At 58.5% G+C, this 21,304-nt stretch carries 19 protein-coding genes and 1 tRNA gene; all 20 read left to right on the forward strand.

Annotated elements, in window-relative coordinates:
• Positions 1-261: IS30 family transposase (locus HMPREF1147_RS11875; protein WP_156791292.1), on the forward strand; the 261-nt coding region annotated here is incomplete at its 5' end.
• 116 nt (positions 262-377) lie between these two features.
• A tRNA-Leu gene (locus tag HMPREF1147_RS02280) sits at positions 378-462 on the forward strand.
• An 80-nt stretch (positions 463-542) separates the two neighbouring features.
• Positions 543-1,940 carry an AmmeMemoRadiSam system protein A gene (amrA, locus tag HMPREF1147_RS02285; RefSeq protein ID WP_050992861.1) on the forward strand — a complete coding sequence of 466 codons (1,398 nt, stop codon included), beginning with the start codon at positions 543-545 and terminating at the stop codon, positions 1,938-1,940.
• A 144-nt stretch (positions 1,941-2,084) separates the two neighbouring features.
• Entirely contained in the window at positions 2,085-3,542 is a 1,458-nt protein-coding gene (locus tag HMPREF1147_RS02290; RefSeq protein WP_009657545.1) for a nicotinate phosphoribosyltransferase, read from the forward strand.
• Positions 3,543-3,550: 8 nt separating this feature from the next.
• Positions 3,551-4,411 carry a shikimate dehydrogenase gene (locus HMPREF1147_RS02295; RefSeq protein ID WP_009657542.1) on the forward strand — a complete coding sequence of 287 codons (861 nt, stop codon included), beginning with the start codon at positions 3,551-3,553 and terminating at the stop codon, positions 4,409-4,411.
• A gap of 68 nt (positions 4,412-4,479) precedes the next feature.
• The gene (tgt, locus tag HMPREF1147_RS02300) at positions 4,480-5,604 is read left to right on the forward strand and encodes a tRNA guanosine(34) transglycosylase Tgt (RefSeq protein ID WP_009657547.1); all 1,125 of its coding nucleotides are present in this window, start codon (positions 4,480-4,482) and stop codon (positions 5,602-5,604) included.
• 21 nt (positions 5,605-5,625) lie between these two features.
• Positions 5,626-5,910 carry a preprotein translocase subunit YajC gene (gene yajC / locus HMPREF1147_RS02305; RefSeq protein WP_009657554.1) on the forward strand — a complete coding sequence of 95 codons (285 nt, stop codon included), beginning with the start codon at positions 5,626-5,628 and terminating at the stop codon, positions 5,908-5,910.
• Positions 5,911-5,913: 3 nt separating this feature from the next.
• Entirely contained in the window at positions 5,914-6,552 is a 639-nt protein-coding gene (locus tag HMPREF1147_RS02310) for a 5-formyltetrahydrofolate cyclo-ligase (protein ID WP_009657557.1), read from the forward strand.
• A 33-nt stretch (positions 6,553-6,585) separates the two neighbouring features.
• The gene (gene secD / locus HMPREF1147_RS02315) at positions 6,586-7,815 is read left to right on the forward strand and encodes a protein translocase subunit SecD (protein ID WP_037351041.1); all 1,230 of its coding nucleotides are present in this window, start codon (positions 6,586-6,588) and stop codon (positions 7,813-7,815) included.
• Positions 7,808-8,734: a protein translocase subunit SecF gene (gene secF, locus HMPREF1147_RS02320; RefSeq protein ID WP_009348632.1), complete on the forward strand. Its 927-nt coding sequence runs from the start codon at positions 7,808-7,810 to the stop codon at positions 8,732-8,734. The genes secD and secF overlap by 8 nt, the downstream gene beginning before the upstream one ends.
• A 66-nt stretch (positions 8,735-8,800) precedes the next feature.
• Complete coding sequence (gene recJ / locus HMPREF1147_RS02325) at positions 8,801-10,789, forward strand: single-stranded-DNA-specific exonuclease RecJ (RefSeq protein WP_009438494.1); 1,989 nt, start codon at positions 8,801-8,803, stop codon at positions 10,787-10,789.
• The gene (locus HMPREF1147_RS02330) at positions 10,779-13,007 is read left to right on the forward strand and encodes a bifunctional (p)ppGpp synthetase/guanosine-3',5'-bis(diphosphate) 3'-pyrophosphohydrolase (protein WP_009348634.1); all 2,229 of its coding nucleotides are present in this window, start codon (positions 10,779-10,781) and stop codon (positions 13,005-13,007) included. The genes recJ and HMPREF1147_RS02330 overlap by 11 nt, the downstream gene beginning before the upstream one ends.
• 87 nt (positions 13,008-13,094) lie before the next feature.
• Entirely contained in the window at positions 13,095-13,541 is a 447-nt protein-coding gene (locus HMPREF1147_RS02335; protein ID WP_009438380.1) for an ACT domain-containing protein, read from the forward strand.
• Positions 13,542-13,560: 19 nt separating this feature from the next.
• A complete protein-coding gene (locus tag HMPREF1147_RS02340) occupies positions 13,561-14,865 on the forward strand; it encodes a homoserine dehydrogenase (RefSeq protein ID WP_009438501.1) in 1,305 nt (434 codons plus the stop codon).
• Entirely contained in the window at positions 14,862-15,803 is a 942-nt protein-coding gene (gene thrB, locus HMPREF1147_RS02345) for a homoserine kinase (protein WP_009657541.1), read from the forward strand. The genes HMPREF1147_RS02340 and thrB overlap by 4 nt, the downstream gene beginning before the upstream one ends.
• A 169-nt stretch (positions 15,804-15,972) precedes the next feature.
• Positions 15,973-17,007 (forward strand): N-acetyl-gamma-glutamyl-phosphate reductase, encoded by a 1,035-nt coding sequence (gene argC, locus HMPREF1147_RS02350; RefSeq protein WP_009657553.1) that lies wholly within the window; start codon positions 15,973-15,975, stop codon positions 17,005-17,007.
• Between the two features lie 19 nt (positions 17,008-17,026).
• On the forward strand, positions 17,027-18,238 hold the full coding sequence (gene argJ, locus HMPREF1147_RS02355) for a bifunctional glutamate N-acetyltransferase/amino-acid acetyltransferase ArgJ (protein ID WP_009657558.1): 1,212 nt from the start codon (positions 17,027-17,029) through the stop codon (positions 18,236-18,238).
• A 12-nt stretch (positions 18,239-18,250) separates the two neighbouring features.
• On the forward strand, positions 18,251-19,135 hold the full coding sequence (gene argB / locus HMPREF1147_RS02360) for an acetylglutamate kinase (protein ID WP_009657540.1): 885 nt from the start codon (positions 18,251-18,253) through the stop codon (positions 19,133-19,135).
• A gap of 11 nt (positions 19,136-19,146) precedes the next feature.
• A complete protein-coding gene (locus tag HMPREF1147_RS02365) occupies positions 19,147-20,370 on the forward strand; it encodes an acetylornithine transaminase (protein ID WP_009657550.1) in 1,224 nt (407 codons plus the stop codon).
• Positions 20,370-21,299, forward strand: coding sequence for an ornithine carbamoyltransferase (gene argF / locus HMPREF1147_RS02370; protein WP_009657552.1), 930 nt, complete (start codon positions 20,370-20,372; stop codon positions 21,297-21,299). The genes HMPREF1147_RS02365 and argF overlap by 1 nt, the downstream gene beginning before the upstream one ends.
• Positions 21,300-21,304: the final 5 nt, after the last annotated feature.

The raw sequence follows: 21,304 nt of genomic DNA on the forward strand, positions 1-21,304 counted from the left end.
TTCAGTAAACTCCAGGAAGTCTTTGGGGATATTCCCGTATACTACGCTCATCCTTATACGCCAAGTGAACGCGGAACTAATGAACGCCAAAACGGCATGGTACGACGCTTTATCCCAAAGGGGACCGATATTGCTTGCCTCACGCCGGACACAATTCAACAGGTAGAGGACTGGATGAATAACCTCCCCAGGAAAATCCTCGGATACGATACACCCAAAGAGCGTTTCGATTCATATGTTGCTCAATTCGCTGCCTCGTAACTTTTTCCCTACTTGTCCCACTTGCTATTGCAATTTAGGTGGGGATAGTTCCATGCGGCAGCGCCGGATTCCTGTTTGACAGAAATTCTGCACTTATGATAGAATATGAACGTTGTGCGGATGTGGCGGAACTGGCAGACGCGCCGGACTTAGGATCCGGTGCCGCAAGGCGTATGGGTTCGACCCCCTTCATCCGCACCAAATGATATTGTTCGCTGAGGTATTCAGTGTTTTTGAACCGACTGCAGGCAGTCGGCTTTTTGTTTATATGGGGAGTGTGCATGATGATTTTAGCCGCCTATGCTGTGCCGCATCCGCCGCTGATTTTGCCGCCCATCGGGGCGGGGGCGGAGTCCAAGGTGGCGGAGACGACGTGCGCGTATCGTGAGGCGATGCGCGCGGCGGCGGCGCTTCGCCCCGATACGGTCGTCGTTATCAGTCCGCACGCGACGTGTTACGGCGACTATTTTCATATATCGCCGGGTGTGCGGGCGGAGGGAAACTTCGGGGCGTTTGGGCATCCGGAGCTGACGGTCGGCATTGAGTACGACGAGGACTTTGTACGCGCGCTTTCCGCGTGTGCGACAGCGCAGGATGTTCCGGCGGGGACGATCGGGGAAAAGGAGACGACGCTCGATCACGGGACGATGATCCCGCTCGTTTTTCTGAGTGAGTACCTTGGCGATGCGCCGACAAAATTTGTTCGCATCGGAGTCTCGGGGCTGCCTGCGGCGACACACGCGGCGCTCGGGAAATGTATTGCGGAGACCGCGGCAAAGCTCGGGCGCAGGACGATCTGTATCGCGAGCGGCGACCTCTCGCATCGACTCAGGGCGGATACGCCGAACGGTTTTGCATCTGAGGGGGCGGAGTTCGACGGACTTTGTACTGCATTTATGGGCGCGGGAGATTTCCTCTCTCTCCTGCAAGTTCCCGGGGACTTTGCAGAGAAGGCGGGGCATTGTGGGCTGAACGGTCTTTGGGTGCTCGCGGGTGTGCTCGACCGCACGGCGATGGAGGCGCGGCTGCACAGTTATGGGGCGCCGTTCGGCGTGGGGTATGCCGTTGCGTCGTTCACGGTCACGGGGGCGGACGAGTCGCATGACTTCGGTGCGCAGCTTGCGGCATCGGAGGACGCGGCGATTGCCCGGCTGCGTGCGTCGGAGGACGCGTATGTGCGGATCGCGCGGACAAGCATCGAGACCTATGTTCGCGCGCATCGCTATGCAAATCTGCCGCAAGATTTAGCGCATGAACTGACGGACAATCGGGCGGGCGTCTTTGTCTCTATCAAAAAATATGGGAAGCTGCGCGGTTGTATCGGGACATTCGTGCCGACGCAGAAGAATGTCGCCGAGGAGATCCTCTACAACGCGGTGTCCGCGGCGGCGCATGACGGACGGTTTGACCCCATCGAGGAGGGGGAGCTCGGGCGTCTCGTCTACAGTGTGGATGTGCTGACCGCACCCGAGCCTGTCTCGTCTGCGGCGGAGCTCGATCCAAAGATCTATGGCGTCATTGTCAAAAGTCTGACGGACAGCCGCCTTGGACTGCTCCTGCCTGATCTAGCGGGTATCGATACAGCGGAGGAGCAAGTCACGATCGCGCGCGAAAAGGGACGTATCCTGCCAAAGGAAAAAATCTCGATCGCACGGTTCAAGGTTGTGCGGCATCACTGATCGGATGAGCTGCGGCGGCGCGCGTACAAAATACGGGGAGCAATCGTGTCTAAAAAGTTCTTTTGCGTGCGGACATGGGAAATGTTATAATGGGCGAGACTATTCATATCGTTTTTTACAGCCCCGATAAAGGAGGTTTCTCCCATGACGCAGTTCGACAAGCGTAATCTGTCCATGATGATGGATTTTTATGAGATGACGATGTCTTACGGATATTTTGAGCAGGGAGGGGGCGACCGCCGCGTCGCGTTCGATCTCTTCTTCCGATCGGTGCCGGATAAGGGCGGCTATGCGGTGTTTGCAGGACTTGAGCATGTGATCGAGTTCGTGGAGAACCTTTCGTTTTCGGATGAGGATATTGCGTTCTTCCGTGCGCAGAATCTTTTTTCGGAAGATTTTTTGAAGTTCCTGCGGAATTTCCGGTTTCGCGGAGACATCTACGCTGTGCCGGAGGGGACGATCATCTATCCGGACGAGCCGATCCTGACGGTCGTGGCGCCGATGATTGACGCGCAGCTCCTCGAGACGGCGATCCTCGCACAGATCAACCATCAGTCGCTGATCGCGACGAAGGCGGCGCGCATTGTGCGTGCGGCGGAGGGGCGCATGGTGTCGGATTTCGGCGCACGCCGCGCGCATAATATGGATGCCGCGACGTACGGGGCACGTGCCGCGTACATCGGGGGCGTCGATATGACGGCGACGGTCTCGGCGGCGCAGCAGTTCGGCATTCCGGTGTCGGGGACGATGGCGCACAGCTGGGTCATGTTTTTTGAGGATGAGTTTGAGGCATTCAAGCATTATGCCGAGACCTATCCGCAGGCGACGGTGCTCCTCATCGACACCTACGATGTGATGCACTCGGGGCTGCCGAATGCGATCCGTACGGCGCATGAGGTGCTCGAAACGCAGGGGCGGCGTCTCGCAGGCGTCCGTATCGATTCGGGCGACCTTGCCTATCTTTCCAAACGCGTGCGCACCGCGCTTGACGAAGCGGGACTGCGTGACTGCAAGATCATCCTCTCGAACAGTCTCGACGAGTGGACGATCTCGTCCCTTCTCCTCCAAGGGGCGCAGGTGGACAGCTTCGGCGTCGGCGAGCGTCTGATCACGGCAAAGTCCGATCCTGTGTTCGGCGCGGTCTATAAGCTCGTCGCTGTGGAGCGCGATGGGGCGTTCGTCCCGCGCATCAAGATGTCGGAGAATGTGGAAAAACTGACGAATCCGGGGCTCAAGGATCTCTATCGCGTATACGACAAGGAGGGCAACGCGGTCGCGGACATGATTGCGATTCACGGAGAGCCCGTCGATCTCACGCGTCCATTCCGCTATGTCGATCCGCAAAAGCCGTGGAAAAACCGCTTCTTTGAGGGCTTTACGGCGCGGAATATCCGCCGCCTCTATGTAAAGGGGGGGCGGCGCGCGGAGGAACTTCCGACGCTCGACGAGATACGTGCCTATGTCAGAGCGCAGCTCGAGCGTGAAATATGGCAGGAGGAGCAGCGGTTTGAGAACCCGCATCGGCATTATCTCGATATGACGCCCGATTATTACGATCTCAAGATGAGTCTGCTCGAAGAGGTACGCGGAAAGCACAGTTAGGAGAAGCGATGATTACAGGACGGACGAAGCTCCTCGGCGTGCTCGGCGCGCCCATCGAGCACTCGCTCTCGCCCGTGCTGCAAAATGCGGCGCTGCGCGCAGCGGGGCTGGACTATGTGTACGTCGCGCTCCCGGTGAAGAGGGAGGCCCTGCGGAGCGCGGTTCTAGGACTGCGCGATGCGGGGTTTTGCGGGTTTAACGTGACGATCCCATTCAAGACGGAGATCATCGCAGTGCTCGATACGTTAGATGAGGACGCGCGGCGTATCGGCGCGGTCAATACTGTGGTTGTCGGCGCGGACGGGCGTCTCACGGGGCATAATACGGATACCGCGGGATTTTTGGCAGGCTTTACGGCGTGCGGCGTCTCTCTGCGCGGCGCACATGCGGTCGTCTTCGGTGCGGGCGGCGCGGCGCGCGCGGTACTCTGCGGGCTTCTGCGTGCGGGTGCGGCGCAGGTCAGTATCGGTGTGCGCAATCTTGTTAAAGGAGAGAAACTGTGCGCGGATTTTGCGGCGGACGGCGATGTGCGGGCATTTCGCTTTGACGACGCCGCGTTCCGGGCGCGACTGGGCTCTGCCGATGTCCTCGTGCAGACGACGCCGCTCGGCATGTCGCCGCATCCGGAGGAGATGCCGCCCGTGGACTGGGCGGTTGTGCATCCTGCGGCATTTGTCTATGACCTCATCTATACGCCTGCCGAGACGCGCTTTTTGCGCGAAGCGGCGCGGCACGGGCATCGGTGTGTGAACGGTGAGACGATGCTCGCGGCGCAGGGGGCGGAGGCGTTTTTCCTGTGGACGGGCGTGCGCCCCGACCTTTTATGTATGCGGCGTGTGCTGCGGGAGGCGCTTGATCGGCGTGCATAGTTTTGTATTTTGAAAATCTTTCGCTTTTGTGTTATGATATGTGATGTTTTGAGAAGGGCGGTGCGTCGTTGGCGGCGATTACCTATGAACTCGTTCGGCAGGATGAGACGACCGGTGCGCGCGCAGGCGTGCTCCATACGCCGCACGGCAGCTATCCGACGCCGATCTTCATGCCCGTCGGCACGCAGGCGACGGTGAAGGGCGTCTCCCCCGACGAGCTGCGCGATCTCGGAGCGGGCATCATCCTCGGCAATACCTATCATCTTTTCCTGCGCCCCGGGGCGGAGCTTGTACGCGAGGCGGGCGGTCTGCATCGATTCATGCATTGGGAGGGCGCGATCCTCACGGACAGCGGCGGGTTTCAGGTGTTCAGTCTCGGCGATCTGCGCAAGATCACCGAGGAGGGCGTCGCGTTCCGCTCGCACATCGACGGCTCGAAAAAATTCCTCTCACCCGAGGTCTCGATGCAGGTGCAGAGATGTCTCGGTTCGGACATCGTGATGGCGTTCGACGAGTGCATCCCGTATCCTGCGGATCACGACTACGCAAAGGCGTCGACGGAGCGGACGCAGCGCTGGCTCGTACGCTGTAAGGCGGCGATGGCAGGCGCCGAGGGGCAGGGGCTCTTTGGCATCGTGCAGGGCGGCATGTACCGCGATCTGCGCGCGCGCCATGCGGCAGAGGTGGCGGAGCTCGACCTGCCCGGCTACGCGATCGGCGGGCTGAGTGTCGGCGAGCCGCATGAGCTGATGGAGGAGATTCTTTCCTATACGGCGCAGCTCCTGCCCGCGGGCAAACCGCGCTATCTCATGGGCGTCGGCACGCCGGACTATCTGCTCACGGGCGTGCGGCACGGCATCGACATGTTTGACTGCGTGTTCCCGACGCGCGTTGCACGCAACGGCATGGCGATGACGTGGACGGGGCGGCTTGTGATGAAAAATGCGGAGCACACCCACGCGCACGAAATCCTCGAAGAAGGCTGCGGCTGCTATGCCTGCCGAAACGGTTATACGAGGGCGTATATCCGCCACCTCGTCCGTGCGCAGGAAATCTTCGGGCTGCGTCTATTGACGCTGCACAATCTCTACTTTTTGCAAGAGTTCATGCGGCGGATGCGCGCGGCGATCATAGACGGGGCATTCCCCGCGTTTTATCGCAGCGTGATGGAACACTATCGAAAAAACGGATAATATGATGAAGGAGTTGTATTTATGGATGAACAGATGATGGCACAGCTCAGTTCTTGGGGACCCATTGTTATTTTGGTGGTCTTCTTCTACTTCCTGCTGTACCGTCCGCAGAAGCAGGCGCAGAAAAAGCGGGAGGAGATGCTCAGTCGTCTCGCTGTTGGCAACGCTGTGGTGACGCTCGGCGGCATGCACGGGACGATCACGGCGCTGGATGAAAAGACGGTGACGCTGCGTGCCGCAGAGGGCGTTGACATCGTGTTCGAACGCTCGGCAATCAGCGCGGTCGTTTCCGAGACGCAGGAGTGATTCATGTCCGCGGAGACGGGTGAGAATCTTGCGCTCCTGCGGGAACAAAAGCGCACGCTCCGGAGGGAGCTGCTGGAGCATCGCAGGGCGTTGCCGACAGAGGAGCGTAGACGCGCCTCCAAGATCGTCAGGGCACGCACGATGGAGCAGCCGGAGGTGCGGGAAGCCGCGACCGTTATGCTCTATGCATCGACGCAGGAGGAACTTGACCTATTTCCGTTGATGGAGGCATTTCTCCGTGCGGGTAAGCGTATTGCCCTTCCGTATATTGTGGAGAAGGGGCATATTGAAGCGCGTCTGGTTCTTACCATCGAAGAGCTCGTCGAGGGGGCATACGGGATTTTAGCGCCCGACCCTGCACAAAGTGCGCTCGTTTTGCCCGAGGAGATTGATGTCGTTATTGTACCCGGTGCGGCGTTTGCCGAGGACGGTGGTCGGCTGGGGCTTGGCGGCGGATATTACGATCGGTTTCTGCCGCGGGCAGTGCACGCGCTGCGGCTTGCGCTTGCCTATGATTTTCAAGTGATTCCGAGGATTCCGATGGCGTCACACGACGCTTATGTGGACTGCATCCTGACGGAGCGGCGCTTTCTGCGCCCGTACAGGGGGCGGTATGATAAGACCTTTGAGGAAGAGGTGTGAGGACGATTGAGACAACATAGTTTGCTCAAGCTCGTGATCGCGGTCGCCGTCATTATCGGCGTGTTCTTTGCATTCGTTCAGCCGCTCGCGAGTTCGATTCGCCAGGGGCTGGATCTCCAGGGCGGCACGCACGTTGTGCTCGAAGCCGTGGACACGGAGCAGGCACAGGTCAATGACGATGCGATGAACCGCGTTGTGGCAATTATGGAAAAGCGCGTCAACTCGCTCGGTCTGACCGAGCCGATCATTCAGCGCGAGGGCGAGCGGCGCGTCATCATCGAACTGCCGGGCATCAAAGACCCCGACGCTGCGATCCGTACGATCGGCAAGACGGCGATGCTCGAGTTCCGTGACGAGGACGGCAATACGGTGCTGACGGGAACGGATCTCAAGGACGCGCAGGCGTCGACGAATCCGCAGACGGGACAGAACGTCGTCAATCTCGAGTTCTCCGACGAGGGCGCGCAGAAATTTGCCGATCTCACGATGCGCAACGTCGGGCGTACGATCGCCATCCTGCTCGACGGCGAGGTGCTGACCGCGCCGAACGTCCGCGAGCCGATTCTCGGCGGGCGCGCGGAGATCACGGGGCAAAAGACGCTCGAGGAGGCACAGAACCTCGCAGTCGTCCTGCGCAGCGGCGCGCTCCCGGTCAAGGTGGAGATCATCGAGACGCGCACCGTCGGTCCGACGCTCGGACAGGATTCGAAGGATAAATCGGAGTTCGCATTTGCCGTCGGTCTCGGCGCAGTCGTCCTTTTCATGATACTGTTCTATCATCTGTCGGGATTTATCGCGGATGTGGCGCTCATGGCATACACGATCCTGTTGCTCGGCATTCTCTATCTGATGGATGCGACCCTGACGCTCCCGGGCGTGGCGGGCATCATCCTCTCCATTGGTATGGCGGTCGATGCGAACGTGCTGATCTTTGAGCATTTCAAAGAGGAGTACCAAGTGCAGCACAAATCGCTGCGCCTTGCGATGGACGCGGGATTTAAGCGCGCATTCACGACGATTTTTGATTCGAACGTCACGACGCTCATCGCGGCCGGTGTCCTGTTCTTCCTTGGTACGGGAACGATTCGCGGCTTTGCAATCACGCTCGGCGTCGGTACGATCCTGTCGATGTTCACGGCGATTACGCTGACACAGTATCTGCTCAAGCTGATGATCAACGCTAAGATTTCCGAAAATCCGGCGATGTACGGCGCGAACGGATTTATGCTTGCCGTGAAGAAGGGAGATGAGAAGAATGCCTAAGTTTGATATTGCGGGGCATCGGAGAATATTCTTCCTCATCTCGCTCATTTTGATCATCCCCGGCTTCATCTGCATGGGCGTGCGCGGCTTTAACTTCGGCATTGATTTCACGGGCGGCACGATCATCGATCTGCACTTTGAGCATCCCGTGACGCTCGCCGATATTCGCACGAGTCTCGCAAAGTACGACCTCGACAACAGCACGATCCAGCTCTCTGGGACAGAGTCGGGCGTGGAGTCCTCGGAGAACGCTATGATCCGCACGGTGGATCTCGAGGAAAATCAACGCAAAGAGGTGATGGCTGCGCTCGCGCAGGATGTCGGTCCCTACACGGTGCTGCGCGAGGAGAAAGTCGGCGCAACCATCGGCGGCGAGCTGATCACGAATGCCGTGCTCGCGCTCGTCATCTCGTGGGCGCTCATCATCCTCTATGTCGCGTACCGCTTCGAATGGCGCTTCGGCGTCTCGGCGGTGCTTGCGCTGGTGCACGACATCATCATCGTGCTGGCGGTGTTCTCACTGACACAGCGGCAGATCGATTCGTCGTTCATCGCGGCGCTGCTGACGATCGTCGGCTACTCGATCAACGATACCATCGTGATCTTTGACCGCATCCGCGAGAATCTAAAGCTGCATTTCCGCCGCGGCGGCGATGTGGACGAGCTCGTCAACCGTTCCATCTATCAGACGCTTACACGCTCGCTCTACACGGTCTTCACCGTTCTGTTCACAACGGCGGCGCTGTACTGGTTCGGCGGCGAGACGACGAAGGACTTCGCATTCGCGCTGCTCGTTGGATTTGCGGTCGGATGTTATTCTTCGATTTTCATTGCGAGCCAAATCTGGATTGAGCTGCGCAACCGTACGGAGCGGAGACCTGCCGCGCCAAAGGCAAAGGCGGTTGCCGCGGAGGTCTAATAAAGAAGGGAGAGCCTGCTTTTCATTGGAGCGGGCTCTTTTGCGTTATGGGAACGGGGGACGTCCATGCTGAAAGAATGGATCATAGAGGAGCCGGCTGCGGAGGCAGATGCGTTTGCGCGTACTGCGGGGGTCGCGCCGCTCGTCGCACAGATTCTATGGCATCGCGGCATCCGTACACCCGACGCTGCCGATGCGTTCCTGCATCCCGAGGAAGCGCCGTTTCACGACCCGTTCCTCATGGCGGACATGGAGATTGCCGCCGCACGCATTCTCGACGCGATCGAGAGACACGTGCCGATCGTGGTCTACGGCGACTATGATGTGGACGGTATGACCTCGACGACGCTCCTGACGAAAAATATCCGCGCGCTCGGCGGTGATGTCTCGTACTACATCCCAAATCGATTTACGGAAGGCTACGGCATCAACCTGCCCGCGTTGCGGCAGATTCACGAAGAGGGTTGCGCGCTGCTCGTCACGGTGGACTGCGGCATCGCGTCCGTGGAGGCGGTGGCGGAGATGCGCGGCGTGCTCGACATCATCGTCACAGATCATCATCTGCCCGGGACGGAGCTGCCGCCCGCGCTTGCCGTACTCAACCCGCACCGCGCCGACTGTCCCTATCCGGAAAAGGAACTCGCGGGTGTCGGCGTCGCATTCAAGCTCTGTCAGGCGCTTTGGCAGCGGCGGGCGCAGCGTCTCTATGAGGACGACCTCGACATTGCTGCACTCGGGACGGTGGCGGATCTCGTTCCCATCACGGGGGAGAACCGCAAAATTGTGCGGCAGGGACTGCGCGTCATGTCGGAAAATCCATGTGTCGGTATCCGCGCGCTGATTTCCGTTGCGGGACTGGAGGATAAAAAGATCAATGCGGGGCATGTCGGCTTTCAGCTCGCACCGCGGCTCAATGCCGCCGGGCGTCTCGAGACGGCGCGGCACGGCGTCGCGCTGCTCTCCTCGGAGGACGCGGTGGACGCAGCACGCATCGCGGGAGAGCTGAACGGTCTCAACACCGAGCGGCGCGGCCTCGAGCAGGAGATTCTCACCGAGGCGCAGCGGAGTCTTGCGGATTTTACGCCCGATGTACCTGCGATCGTGGTCGCGAGTGAGGATTGGAACGCGGGTGTGATCGGTATCGTCGCGTCCCGCCTTGTCGAGACCTATTACCGACCGAGTATCGTGCTCACGCGGCAGGAGAATGTCTACAAGGGCTCGTGCCGGAGCATCGCGGGGCTGCACATGTACGACGCGCTCTCAGCGTGCCGCGAGACGTTGATTCAGTTCGGCGGTCATGCGATGGCGGCGGGGCTGTCCGTTCTGCCGGAGCGGCTGGAGGATTTTCGCGCAGCATTCTCGGCGTATGTGCGGGAGCATCTGCATCCTTCGGATTTTATTCCAAAGACGCGGATCGAAGCGCTTGTTCCGCCGACCGACTGGACGATTCCCCTCGTCGAGGAACTCGCCCTCCTCGAGCCATACGGGATGGGAAACCCGCGTCCCGTATTCGGCTGCCGTGACATGCGCCCCACATCTGCCGACGCCATCGGTGCGGAGGGAAAGCATCTGCGCCTTGCGCTTGGAACGCCCGAGCATCGCGTCGCGGGACTCTACTGGAATCATGGGGAGCTCGCCGCGGTGCTGGCGGAGGAGTCCGTGGACATCGCATATGTCCCGAGCATCAACGAGTGGCAGGGAACATATTCCGTACAGTGTATGGTAGATAGCATACTGCCCGCCGCATGTGAGCGCGTCTTTCCGGATCGAGAACTGCTGCGGCGCATCTACCGTACGCTCGGTGCACTGCGGACGCCCGCGGGAGATATCTCCTATGCGCTGCCCATGCTCACGCGGCGGATCAGCGCCGCAGAGGGGCATATATCACATTATACCCTAGGGCGTGCACTCGATATATTCCATGAGCTTGGGCTGCTGGAGCCGCTGCCGGACGGCGGCTGCCGGATGATTCCGGCGGAGAAAAAGATAGAACTGACGGACGCGCCGACGTACCGCAGGTATTGGGAAAGAGAGGTGTCGGGAGATGTCAAGTGAAGCGCATGGAAACATTACCCTCGATATGATCCTCGAAAAGATACGTGTCTATCAGCCGGACGCTGATACCGCAAAGATCGAACGTGCCTACCAATTTGCCGAAAAGGCGCACCGCGGGCAGGCGCGCATCTCCGGCGAGGCGTACATCATCCATCCGCTCCATGTCGCCTACATTCTCACGGGGCTGCATATGGACGATGAGACGATCTGCGCGGCGCTTCTGCACGATGTCGTCGAGGACACGCACGCGACCATCGAGGAGATGGAGGAACTGTTCGGCAAGAATATTGCGGTGCTGATCGACGGCGTGACAAAGCTCGGGCGGATTCAGTACATGTCCAAGGAGGACGTACAGCTCGAGAACTATCGTAAGATGTTCCTCGCGATGGCAAAGGATATCCGCGTCATCATGATCAAGCTCGCCGACCGCCTCCACAACATGCGCACGCTCAAATACATGCGCGAGGACAAGCGTCAGCGCATCGCCCACGAGACGCTCGAGGTTTATGCTCCGCTTGCAAACCGGCTCGGCATATCGAACATCAAGATCGAACTGGAGGATCTCTGCCTGCGCTACCTGGAGCCGGACGCGTACTATGCCCTCGTGGAGGAGGTCAAACATAAGCGCCGCGAGCGGCAGGCATTCATTTTGGACTCCATTCGTCAGATTCGGGAAAAACTCGAGGATGCCGGAATCGAAGCGGAGATCAAAGGGCGCGCCAAGCACTTTTACAGCATCTATCGTAAGATGAAACGTGACAACAAGAGTGTCAGCGAGATCTACGACCTTTCCGCCGTGCGCGTACTCGTCTCCTCGGTCAAGGATTGTTACGGCGTGCTCGGCGTCATTCACGCCATGTGGAAGCCGATCCCGGGGCGATTCAAAGACTATATCGCCATGCCAAAATCGAACGGCTACCAGTCCCTGCACACAACGGTCATGACGCAGGGAGATCCGCTCGAGATCCAGATTCGGACGCATGCGATGCACCGTGTGTCCGAGTTTGGCGTCGCCGCGCACTGGAAGTACAAGGAGTCCGGAAAGAGCATCGGTGCAGGCGGTGCAGCGGATCAAAAGATGTCGTGGCTCCGGCAGATGGTCAGTCTGCAAAAGGAGTACGACGACCCAAAGGAATTTTTCGAAGCGCTGAAACTCGACGTATTCTCCGACGAGGTGTTTGTCTTTACCCCGCGCGGAGACGTCATCGACCTGCCGAAAGGATCGAATCCGATCGACTTTGCCTATCACATCCATACGGAGATCGGGCATCACTGCGTCGGCGCGAAGGTCAATGGAAAGATTGTTCCGCTTGAGTATAAACTCAAAAACGGCGACATCGTGTCGATCGTCACGAATAAGGCAAGCGGCGGTCCGAGTCCAGATTGGCTCAACACGGTGGCATCCTCAGCGACGCGCGGCAAGATCCGCGCATGGTTCAAGAAGGAAAACCGTGAGGCGAATATCGATCGCGGGATGAACCTCATCCGCGACGAGGCGAAGCGGCTCGGTTACAGCCCAAAAGAATTATTCGCAGACGGACGGCTTGCAAAGGTTGCCGAAAAGCTCAACGTGCAGACCGAAGATGATCTCCTCGCATCGCTCGGTTACGGCGGTGTTACCTTACAGGGCATCATGACAAAGCTTATCGAGCTGCACCGCAAATCCGTGCAGGCGGAAACGCCGCCCGAGGTATCGCAGCTCCTCTCCGAACTCAGAACCCCGCGGCGCGGCAAGCGAAAGAAAGCGAGTCACGGCGTCCTTGTCGAGGGGGAAGGCGGTTATCTCGTGCGACTCGCACGCTGCTGCAATCCGATTCCGGGCGATCCCATCACGGGCTACATCACGCGTGGGCGCGGCGTCTCCGTACATCGTTCGGACTGTCCGAACGTTCTCAATGATACCGAATTCTCGCGCATGATCGAGGTGGACTGGGACATCGGACTTGACAAGGAGTACACTGTCGGGATCGAGATCGTCTGCAACGATCGGAACGGAATGCTCTCCGAGATCCTTGCCGTACCGTCGGAAATGAAGGTCAACATCCATACCGTCAACGCGACGCCGAACAGACGCAATAAAACCTCCACCGTCTTGCTCGGGCTGAACGTCAGCAACATTGACCAAATTTCGCAGGTTATGACGCGTGTACGTCAGCTCAAAGACGTTTATCGCGTTACGCGTACCCTTGCGGGAGTGCAGGGGAACGGAGATATGTGAGCGCAAATTAATTTTGTAATTTGACCGGTGTATGATATACTTGACGTGTCTACCGGAAGGGGCTTTTTATCCACTGGAGGAATTATTGTGGATATTGATATGAAAGGCGTATACCTCGTGCGTGAGGAGATTCTGCCGAAATCCATCAGAAAGACCATTCTCGCCAAAGAGCTCATTCACCGCGGGGAAGTACTGACCGTCAACGAAGCTGTCGCCAAGGCAAACATCAGCCGCAGCGCTTACTATAAATATAAGGACTATGTATATCCGTTCTTTGAAGCGGCACGTGATAAGATCATTACACTTGCCGTATTGCTGCAGCACAGGCGCGGCACGCTGCAGGAGGTGCTGCAGGTGATTGCCGAAGAAGGCGGAAATATCCTGACGATCAACCAAAGTCTGCCCTCGCAGGGGGCGGCATCCGCTCATATCACGCTTGAAACACTGAACCTCAAAGGGGATCTGGAAGAGCTGCTGAAAAAGATTGAAGCGGTGCAGGGCGTCAAGCGGCTCGAGGTTGTTGCGCAATCATAACGGGGAAGGAAGGGAATCTGTGAGTCAAACAATTAAAATTGCTCTCTTAGGCGCGGGGACGGTCGGCTCCGGCGTCGTTGAGACGCTTTCAATGAATGCGGACATCATCACAGGGCGTGCGGGTGCCGCCATCGAGATCAAAAAAGTTCTCGTGCGCGATGCGAAAAAATATCGTCCCGCACTTGAGGGGCTCACCTTAACGGATAATTTTGAAGAAATCCTGAACGATCCGGAGATCGCCGTCGTCGTCGAGGTCATGGGCGGACGGACGCCGGCAAAGGACTACATGATGCGCGCCATGGCGGCGGGAAAGCATATCGTCACGGCGAATAAGGACGTCATCGCCGAGCATCTGAGCGAACTGTATGCTGCGGCAGACGAGAACGGTGTTGATTTCCTCTATGAGGCAAGCGTCGGCGGAGGCATCCCCATTATCAAGCCGCTCAAGGAATGTCTTACCGCCAACCGCATCACGGAGGTCATGGGTGTCGTCAACGGTACGACGAACTACATGCTGACGAAGATGACGGAGAAGCATATCAGCTACGACGCCGTACTGCGCCGCGCGCAGGAGAAGGGCTATGCCGAGGCAAATCCATCGGCAGATGTGGACGGACTCGACGCAGCGCGCAAGGCGGCGATCCTTGCATCGCTTGCATTTGACACGGTCGTCGGATTCAAAGACGTTTCGGTCGAGGGGATTTCGCATATCACGGAGGACGACATCGAGTACGGACTGAATCTCGGCTATGTGATTAAGCTGCTCGCCGTGGGACGCGACACTGAGGATGGACTCGACATCCGCGTGCATCCCGTGTTCCTGCCGCAGACGCATCCGCTCGGATCGGTCAGCGGCGTGTTCAACGCCATCTTTGTGCGCGGCAACGTGATCGGCGACGTCATGTTCTACGGGCGCGGCGCAGGCTCTCTGCCGACCGCGTCGGCTGTCACCTCCGACATCATTGAGATTGTGCGCGACATTGTATCCGGTACGACGGGGCGCATGAAATATAAGATCGGCGAAAAGAAAAAACTTTGCCCGCTTGAAAAGACGAAGTCCTCCTATTATCTGCGTCTCGTCGTCGCTGACGAACCGGGCGTGCTCGGCGAGATCGCAGCGACATTTGGACGCGCGGACGTCAGTCTAAAATCAGTCATTCAGGCACGGCGTACGGAGGACGGACACGCGGAGATTGTCGCCGTCACGCATGTCGTACCACATGCAGCGGCATCCGCCGCAGTCAAGTCGCTCGAAGTGCTCCCCGTTGTGCGTGAGGTGCGCAGCCTGATCCGTGTTGCAGACGGCAGGGAGGACACGTTATGAGCGAGAGAACCGTCCGGGTACGCGTTCCTGCAACGAGTGCGAACCTCGGTCCCGGTTTTGACGCGTTCGGCATTGCCTGTACCCTTTACAACGAGACTACGCTCACGCTGACCCGGGCACCGGGTGTTGAGATCACCGCGCGCGGCGAGGGCGCGTCGCATATTCCTGCCGACGAACGGAACATCGTGTGGAAATCTGTCCGGTATCTTTTGGAGAGAGCGGGCTGCAATGATGAGTTCCGTGGGGCAAAGATCCATATGAACAACCGCATTCCTCTGTCCCGAGGACTTGGCAGCAGTGCCACGGCGATTGTCGCTGGGCTCAAGGCAGCGAATGCCATTCTTGATAATCGGTTCAACAGGCATGAACTGCTCCAGTTCGCGACCGACATGGAAGGACATCCCGATAACGTTGCGCCTGCGATCTACGGCGGATTTACCGTCAACACCGTCACGAATGGTGTGGTGGATTGCTTTTCCTTTTTGCCGCGTATCTTTATGCGGTTTGTCATTATGGTGCCGAATTTTTACCTCTCGACCAAATCTGCACGTCAGGTACTGCCGGTCGAAATTCTAATGAAGGACGCGATTTTCAACATCAGCCATGCGGGCATGATGGTCGCAGCGCTTGCGCGTGGGGCGGAGAAGTTCCTTGATCATGCGTTTGAGGATGCGCTGCATCAGAATTACCGCGCGGAGCTGATTCCCGGTATGTTCGACGTTTTCGCGGCGGCAAAACGGGCGGGCGCATACGGTGCGGCACTCAGCGGCGCAGGCCCTTGTCTTATCGCTTTTGTCCCCGAGCGGCGGAGATGTACGGATGCTGTTGCCGATGCTATGCGTTCCGCGTTCCGCGACCATGGCGTTCAGGCACGCCCCCTGTTCCTGCGGCTTGATACCAAGGGGGCTCGTATTGTTAACGATAGGTCGGCGAATTAAATAAAATAGCCTGTCTTCCAAAATATATTTTATCCCGGTACGAATCAGGGCTGCTGCATATATCAGTGCGGCAGCCTAATTTTTTGTATATTTTTCAAAAAGTACTTGAAAAATATACGAAAAAGATGTATATTTATAAAATCTTTTACAGAGGACAGGAGGAGACAAGATGAGAGCCAGCATTATCGGCGCGACGGGATACGCGGGAGAAGAATTGATTCGTCTCCTTCACCGACATCCGGCGGCGGAGATTGTGTATATGACTTCGGAACGTCACACGGGGGATCACATCTCAGAATGCTGTCCACATTTGATGAATATTTATGAGAATGAATTGGAGTCGATCGAACGCGTCAGGGAGATCGCCGCAGACAGCGATGTGCTGTTCATCGCACTGCCGCACGGTCATGCGATGAAGATTGTTCAAGCGGCGGCAGGACTTCCCGTACGCATCATCGATCTTGGCGCGGACTATCGCTTCGACGATACGACGGTGTATGAGGCATGGTACGGGAGGGCGCATACGGATCCCGAAGCGGAGCGGGCGTATGGGCTCTCGGAGCTGTACCGAAGTGACATTGCACACGCGCGTATCGTCGGAAATGCGGGCTGTTATACGACGGCGAGCATTTTGGCGCTCGCGCCGCTCGTCAAAGCCCATTTGATTGTACCGGATTCCATCATCATCGACGCTGTTTCCGGCGTGTCGGGTGCAGGGCGCGCGCCGAAGGAGAGCACGCATTTTCCGGAGTTCTACGATAATTTCACGGCATACGGCGCCGTACGTCACCGACACACGCCGGAGATCGAGCAGGCGCTTTCCGTGCAGGCGGGCGAGATTGTCACCGTCAGCTTTACACCGCACCTTGCGCCGATCTCGCGCGGCATCCTTGCCACCTGTTATGCGGCACCTGTCGCAGGCGTGACGGAGGAGCGGATCGACGCGGCGTTCGAAGCTCTGTATGCGGACGAATACTTTATCAGACTCAGAGGGCGCGGTGTGTACCCTGCCGTGAAATATGTGCGTGGGACGAATTACTGCGATATTGCGTGGCATTATGATCCCCGCACGCACCGCGTGATCGTGTTCTCGGCGATTGACAATCTTGTCAAGGGCGCGGCGGGACAGGCGATCCAAAATATGAATATCATCATGGGGCTCGACGAGCACATGGGGCTTGACCTCGTGCCGATGTACCCGTAAGTAAATGGAGGAAATCATTATGTTCAGTGAAGCAAGTGCAAAAGCAGGAATTACCTATCCGAAAGGATTTCTCGCCGCAGGCGTGAAGGCGGGACTGAAAAAGAGCGGCAATCCCGACGTTGCGCTCATTTATACGGAAAAGGAAGCCGCCGTTGCCGGCACGTTTACAAAAAACGCGGTCGCTGCGGCGCCCGTCGGGGTTTCGAAAAAAGTTGTCGCAACGCACACGGCACACGCCATTATTGCCAATTCCGGCTGCGCCAACGCCTGCACGGGCGCGCAGGGCGAGGAGGATGCCGCCGCCATGCAGCAGATCACCGCCGACGCGCTCGGCTGCACGGCGCAGGATGTCGTTGTTGCATCGACGGGCATCATCGGGAAGCTGCTCCCGATGGATAAGGTGGAGCTTGGGATTCACGCCGCAGCGCAGGTACTCTCGCCGACCGGCAGTCCCGATGCGGGCAATGCCATTCTCACGACCGACACCTATTCGAAGGCGGGGACTGCGACCGTTGTGCTCGGCGGGACGGAGGTGCGGCTCGGCATCATCGCGAAGGGCTCGGGGATGATCCGTCCCGATATGGCGACGGTGCTTTGCTTCATTACGACGGACGCCGATATTGACGCCTTGCTCCTGCAGGAAGCCCTCTCGGAGGTCATGGAGCACAGTCTCAATATGATTTCGATTGACGGCGACATGAGTACGAACGACATGGCGATCATCCTTGCGAACGGCGCGGCGGGCAATCCGAAGATTGCGGAGAAAAACGCTGATTACGAAGCGTTCAAGGGAACTCTGCTCGCACTGTGTCAAGGCATTTCAGAAAAGATCGCGGCGGACGGTGAGGGCGCGACGAAGTTCCTCACGATCGATGTTGTCGGCGCACGTTCCTTTGTGGATGCCAAGACGGTTGGCATGAGCGTTGCGAACAGTCCGCTGGTCAAGACGGCGTTCTTCGGCGAAGACCCAAATTGGGGGCGCGTCATCTGCGCCGTCGGTTATGCGGGCGTGCCGATGAATCCGGATCGTACGACGGTGAAGTTCGGCGGCATTCCCGTTTATGTGGGCGGTGTCGGTGTGCCGTATGATGCGGAGGCGCTGCATGCGGTCATGAGCGGACATGATATTGTGATTGAAATCGATTTGAACGACGGCGATGTCGAGGCAAAGGTGTGGACGTGCGATTTCTCCTACGAATATGTGAAGATCAACGGAGAATATCATACCTAAAGGAGGCGGCGTATGTTTTCCGATAAGGACAAGGCCGAGATTCTCGTTGACGCGCTTCCCTATATCCAGGAGTTCTACGGGACGACTGTCGTTGTCAAATACGGCGGCAACGCCATGATCGACGAAACATTGAAGGAAAATGTCATGCGCGATGTGGCGCTGATGAAATACGTCGGCATCCGCCCCATCCTCGTGCACGGCGGCGGACCCGAGATCACGGAGTTCCTCAAAAAAGTCGGCAAGGAGACGATGTTCGTTTCGGGGCTGCGCGTGACGGACGAGGAAACGGTGGAAATCGCCGAAATGGTGCTCGTCGGCAAACTAAACTCCGAGATCGTGAGCCTACTCAATCTGCGCGGTGTGCGCGCCGTTGGTCTCAGCGGGAAGGATGCGGGGCTCATCCGCGCGCGCAGGAAAAATGCGGTCGTCTATGAGGAGGGTACGGCGCGCTCGGTGGACATCGGCTTGGTCGGTGAGGTCGCGGCAATCAATACCGGTATCATCATCGACCTCCTAAACTGCGGCTATGTTCCCGTTATTTCTCCCATCGGCATGGGTGAAAGCGGCGAGAGCTACAACATCAACGCGGACGATGTTGCTGCGGAGATCGCGGGCGCGCTTCACGCGGAGAAACTGCTGCTCCTCACGGATGTGGAGGGCGTCTATCGGGATTTTGCTGACCGCAGCAGCCTGATCTCGCAGCTGCATTTCGCACAGGCGCGGGAATATATCCGCAGCGGCGTCATCGCAGGCGGCATGATTCCAAAGGTGGAAGCCTGTCTGCGGGCGCTCGAGGCGGGCGCACATAAGACACACATCGTCGACGGGCGTCTTGCGCATTCGATTATTTTGGAGATTTTCACGTCGCACGGCATCGGAACGATGGTGCTTCCGTAGGAGGGAGAACAATGAAGCAAACATATGAATCGGAGATTATAGAGAAGGATCAGGCAAGCTATCTGCCCGTGTTCAGCCGCTGCCCGATCGTGCTTGATCACGGCGAGGGCGCGTATGTCTGCGATGTGAAGGGGCGGCGTTACCTCGACGCGCTCGGCGGCATTGCCGTCAATGTACTCGGGCATAACGATCCGGCGCTCGTGGGTGCCGTCGCTGCACAGGCAGGGCGGCTCATCCATGTGTCCAACCTCTACTATACGGCGGCGCAGGCGGAGGCAGCGGATCGGCTCTCCCGTCTCACGAACGGCGGCAAGGTGTTCTTTGGCAACTCCGGCGCAGAGGCGAACGAAGGCGCCATCAAGGCGGCGCGGAAATACGGGCATACGATTTCTGCGGACAAGGTGCATATCGTCACGGCGCGCGGCAGTTTCCACGGGCGCACGCTCGCCACGCTGACGGCGACGGGACAGGAAAAGTTTCACAAAGGATTTGAACCGCTGCCGCAGGGATTCGACTATGTGGACTTTAACGATATTCATGCGTTGGAGAGTACCATCAGTGAGAAAACCGCCGCCGTCATGCTCGAGCCGATCCAGGGCGAGGGCGGCGTACGGATGCCTGCAGAGGGCTACCTGAAAAGCGTGCGGGAACTCTGCGATGCGTACGGTGCGCTGCTTATCTTCGATGAGATTCAGACCGGCATCGGGCGCACGGGGAAGTTCTATGCGTATGAGCAATACGGCGTAACACCCGACATCGTCACGCTTGCAAAGGGACTTGCGGGCGGCGTTCCCATCGGTGCGTTCGTCGTGACGGAAAAGGTTGCGCAGGTGTTTCATCCGGGCGACCACGGGTCGACGTTCGGCGGCAATACTCTCGCATGTGCGGCGGCGAACGTCGTTTTGGGCACGGTGGCGCAGGAGGCTTTTCTTTCACATGTGCGGGAGGTCGGCGCATACTTTAAGCAGGAACTCACGGCATTAAAGGAGAAATATTCAAATCATGTGCGCGACGTGCGCGGCATGGGGCTCATGCTCGGCATGGAGATGCACAGCGCCGACGCGGCGGCAGAGATCGTGCGCATGGCGCTCGCGCGCGGCGTGATCATGAACTGTACGGCGGGGAGCGTCCTCAGATTCGTCCCGCCGCTCATCTTTACGAAGCGCGACGCGGATGAAGTCGTGCGCGTTTTGGATGCGTGCATCCTTGACATTTGTCACCAAGGGGGACTATGATGAAGAGCGGCATGGATTTGATTTCTATTCACGATCTCAGCGCGGGTGATGTGGAGGAGATTCTCGCACTGGCGGCGGATCTCAAGGTGCGGCAAAAGGCGGGGATCCCGCATCCGCTGCTTGCGGGCAAGACGCTCGGCATGATCTTTGAAAAATCCTCGACGCGTACGCGCGTCTCGTTTGAGGTCGGCATGTACCAGCTCGGCGGCCGGGCGCTCTTTCTCAGCAGCAGAGATCTCCAGCTCGGGCGCGGCGAGCCGATCGCGGATACGGCGCGCGTCCTCTCTCGCTATCTCGACGGCATCATGATCCGCACCTATGGGCATGAGCGCATCGAAGAGCTCGCACGCTGGGCGGACGTGCCTGTCATCAACGCGCTCAGCGACCTCCTGCACCCCTGCCAGGCGCTGACCGACCTGCTTACGATTCGCGAGCACAAGGGGAGGCTCGCGGGGCTGAAGATGGCGTATGTCGGCGACGGGAACAACATGACGCATTCGCTGATGTATGCGGCGGCAAAGGTCGGGATGCATTTTGCGGCGGCGACGCCCGCAGGATACGAGCCGAACGAAAAAGTTGTGCAGAACGCCCGGGCGGATGCGTCGGAGACGCGCGCATCCGTGACGCTGACCCATGACCCGAAAGAAGCCGTGCGGGATGCCGACGTCGTTGTGACGGACACATGGGCGAGCATGGGACAAGAGGAAGAGCACGACGCGCGCACGGCGGTGTTTCGTCCGTATCAGGTGAACCCCGAGCTGCTCGCGGCGGCGGATGCGCGCGCCGTCGTGATGCACTGCCTGCCCGCCTATCGCGGCGAGGAGATTACGGCGGACGTGTTCGAGTCCTTTGCCAATGTGATTTTTGACGAGGCGGAGAACCGTCTCCATGTGCAAAAGGCAATCATGGCGCTCGTTATGGGCGGCTGATATAT

The sequence above is a fragment of the Selenomonas sp. FOBRC9 genome (assembly GCF_000287655.1).
Classification (GTDB): Bacteria; Bacillota; Negativicutes; order Selenomonadales; family Selenomonadaceae; genus Centipeda; species Centipeda artemidis.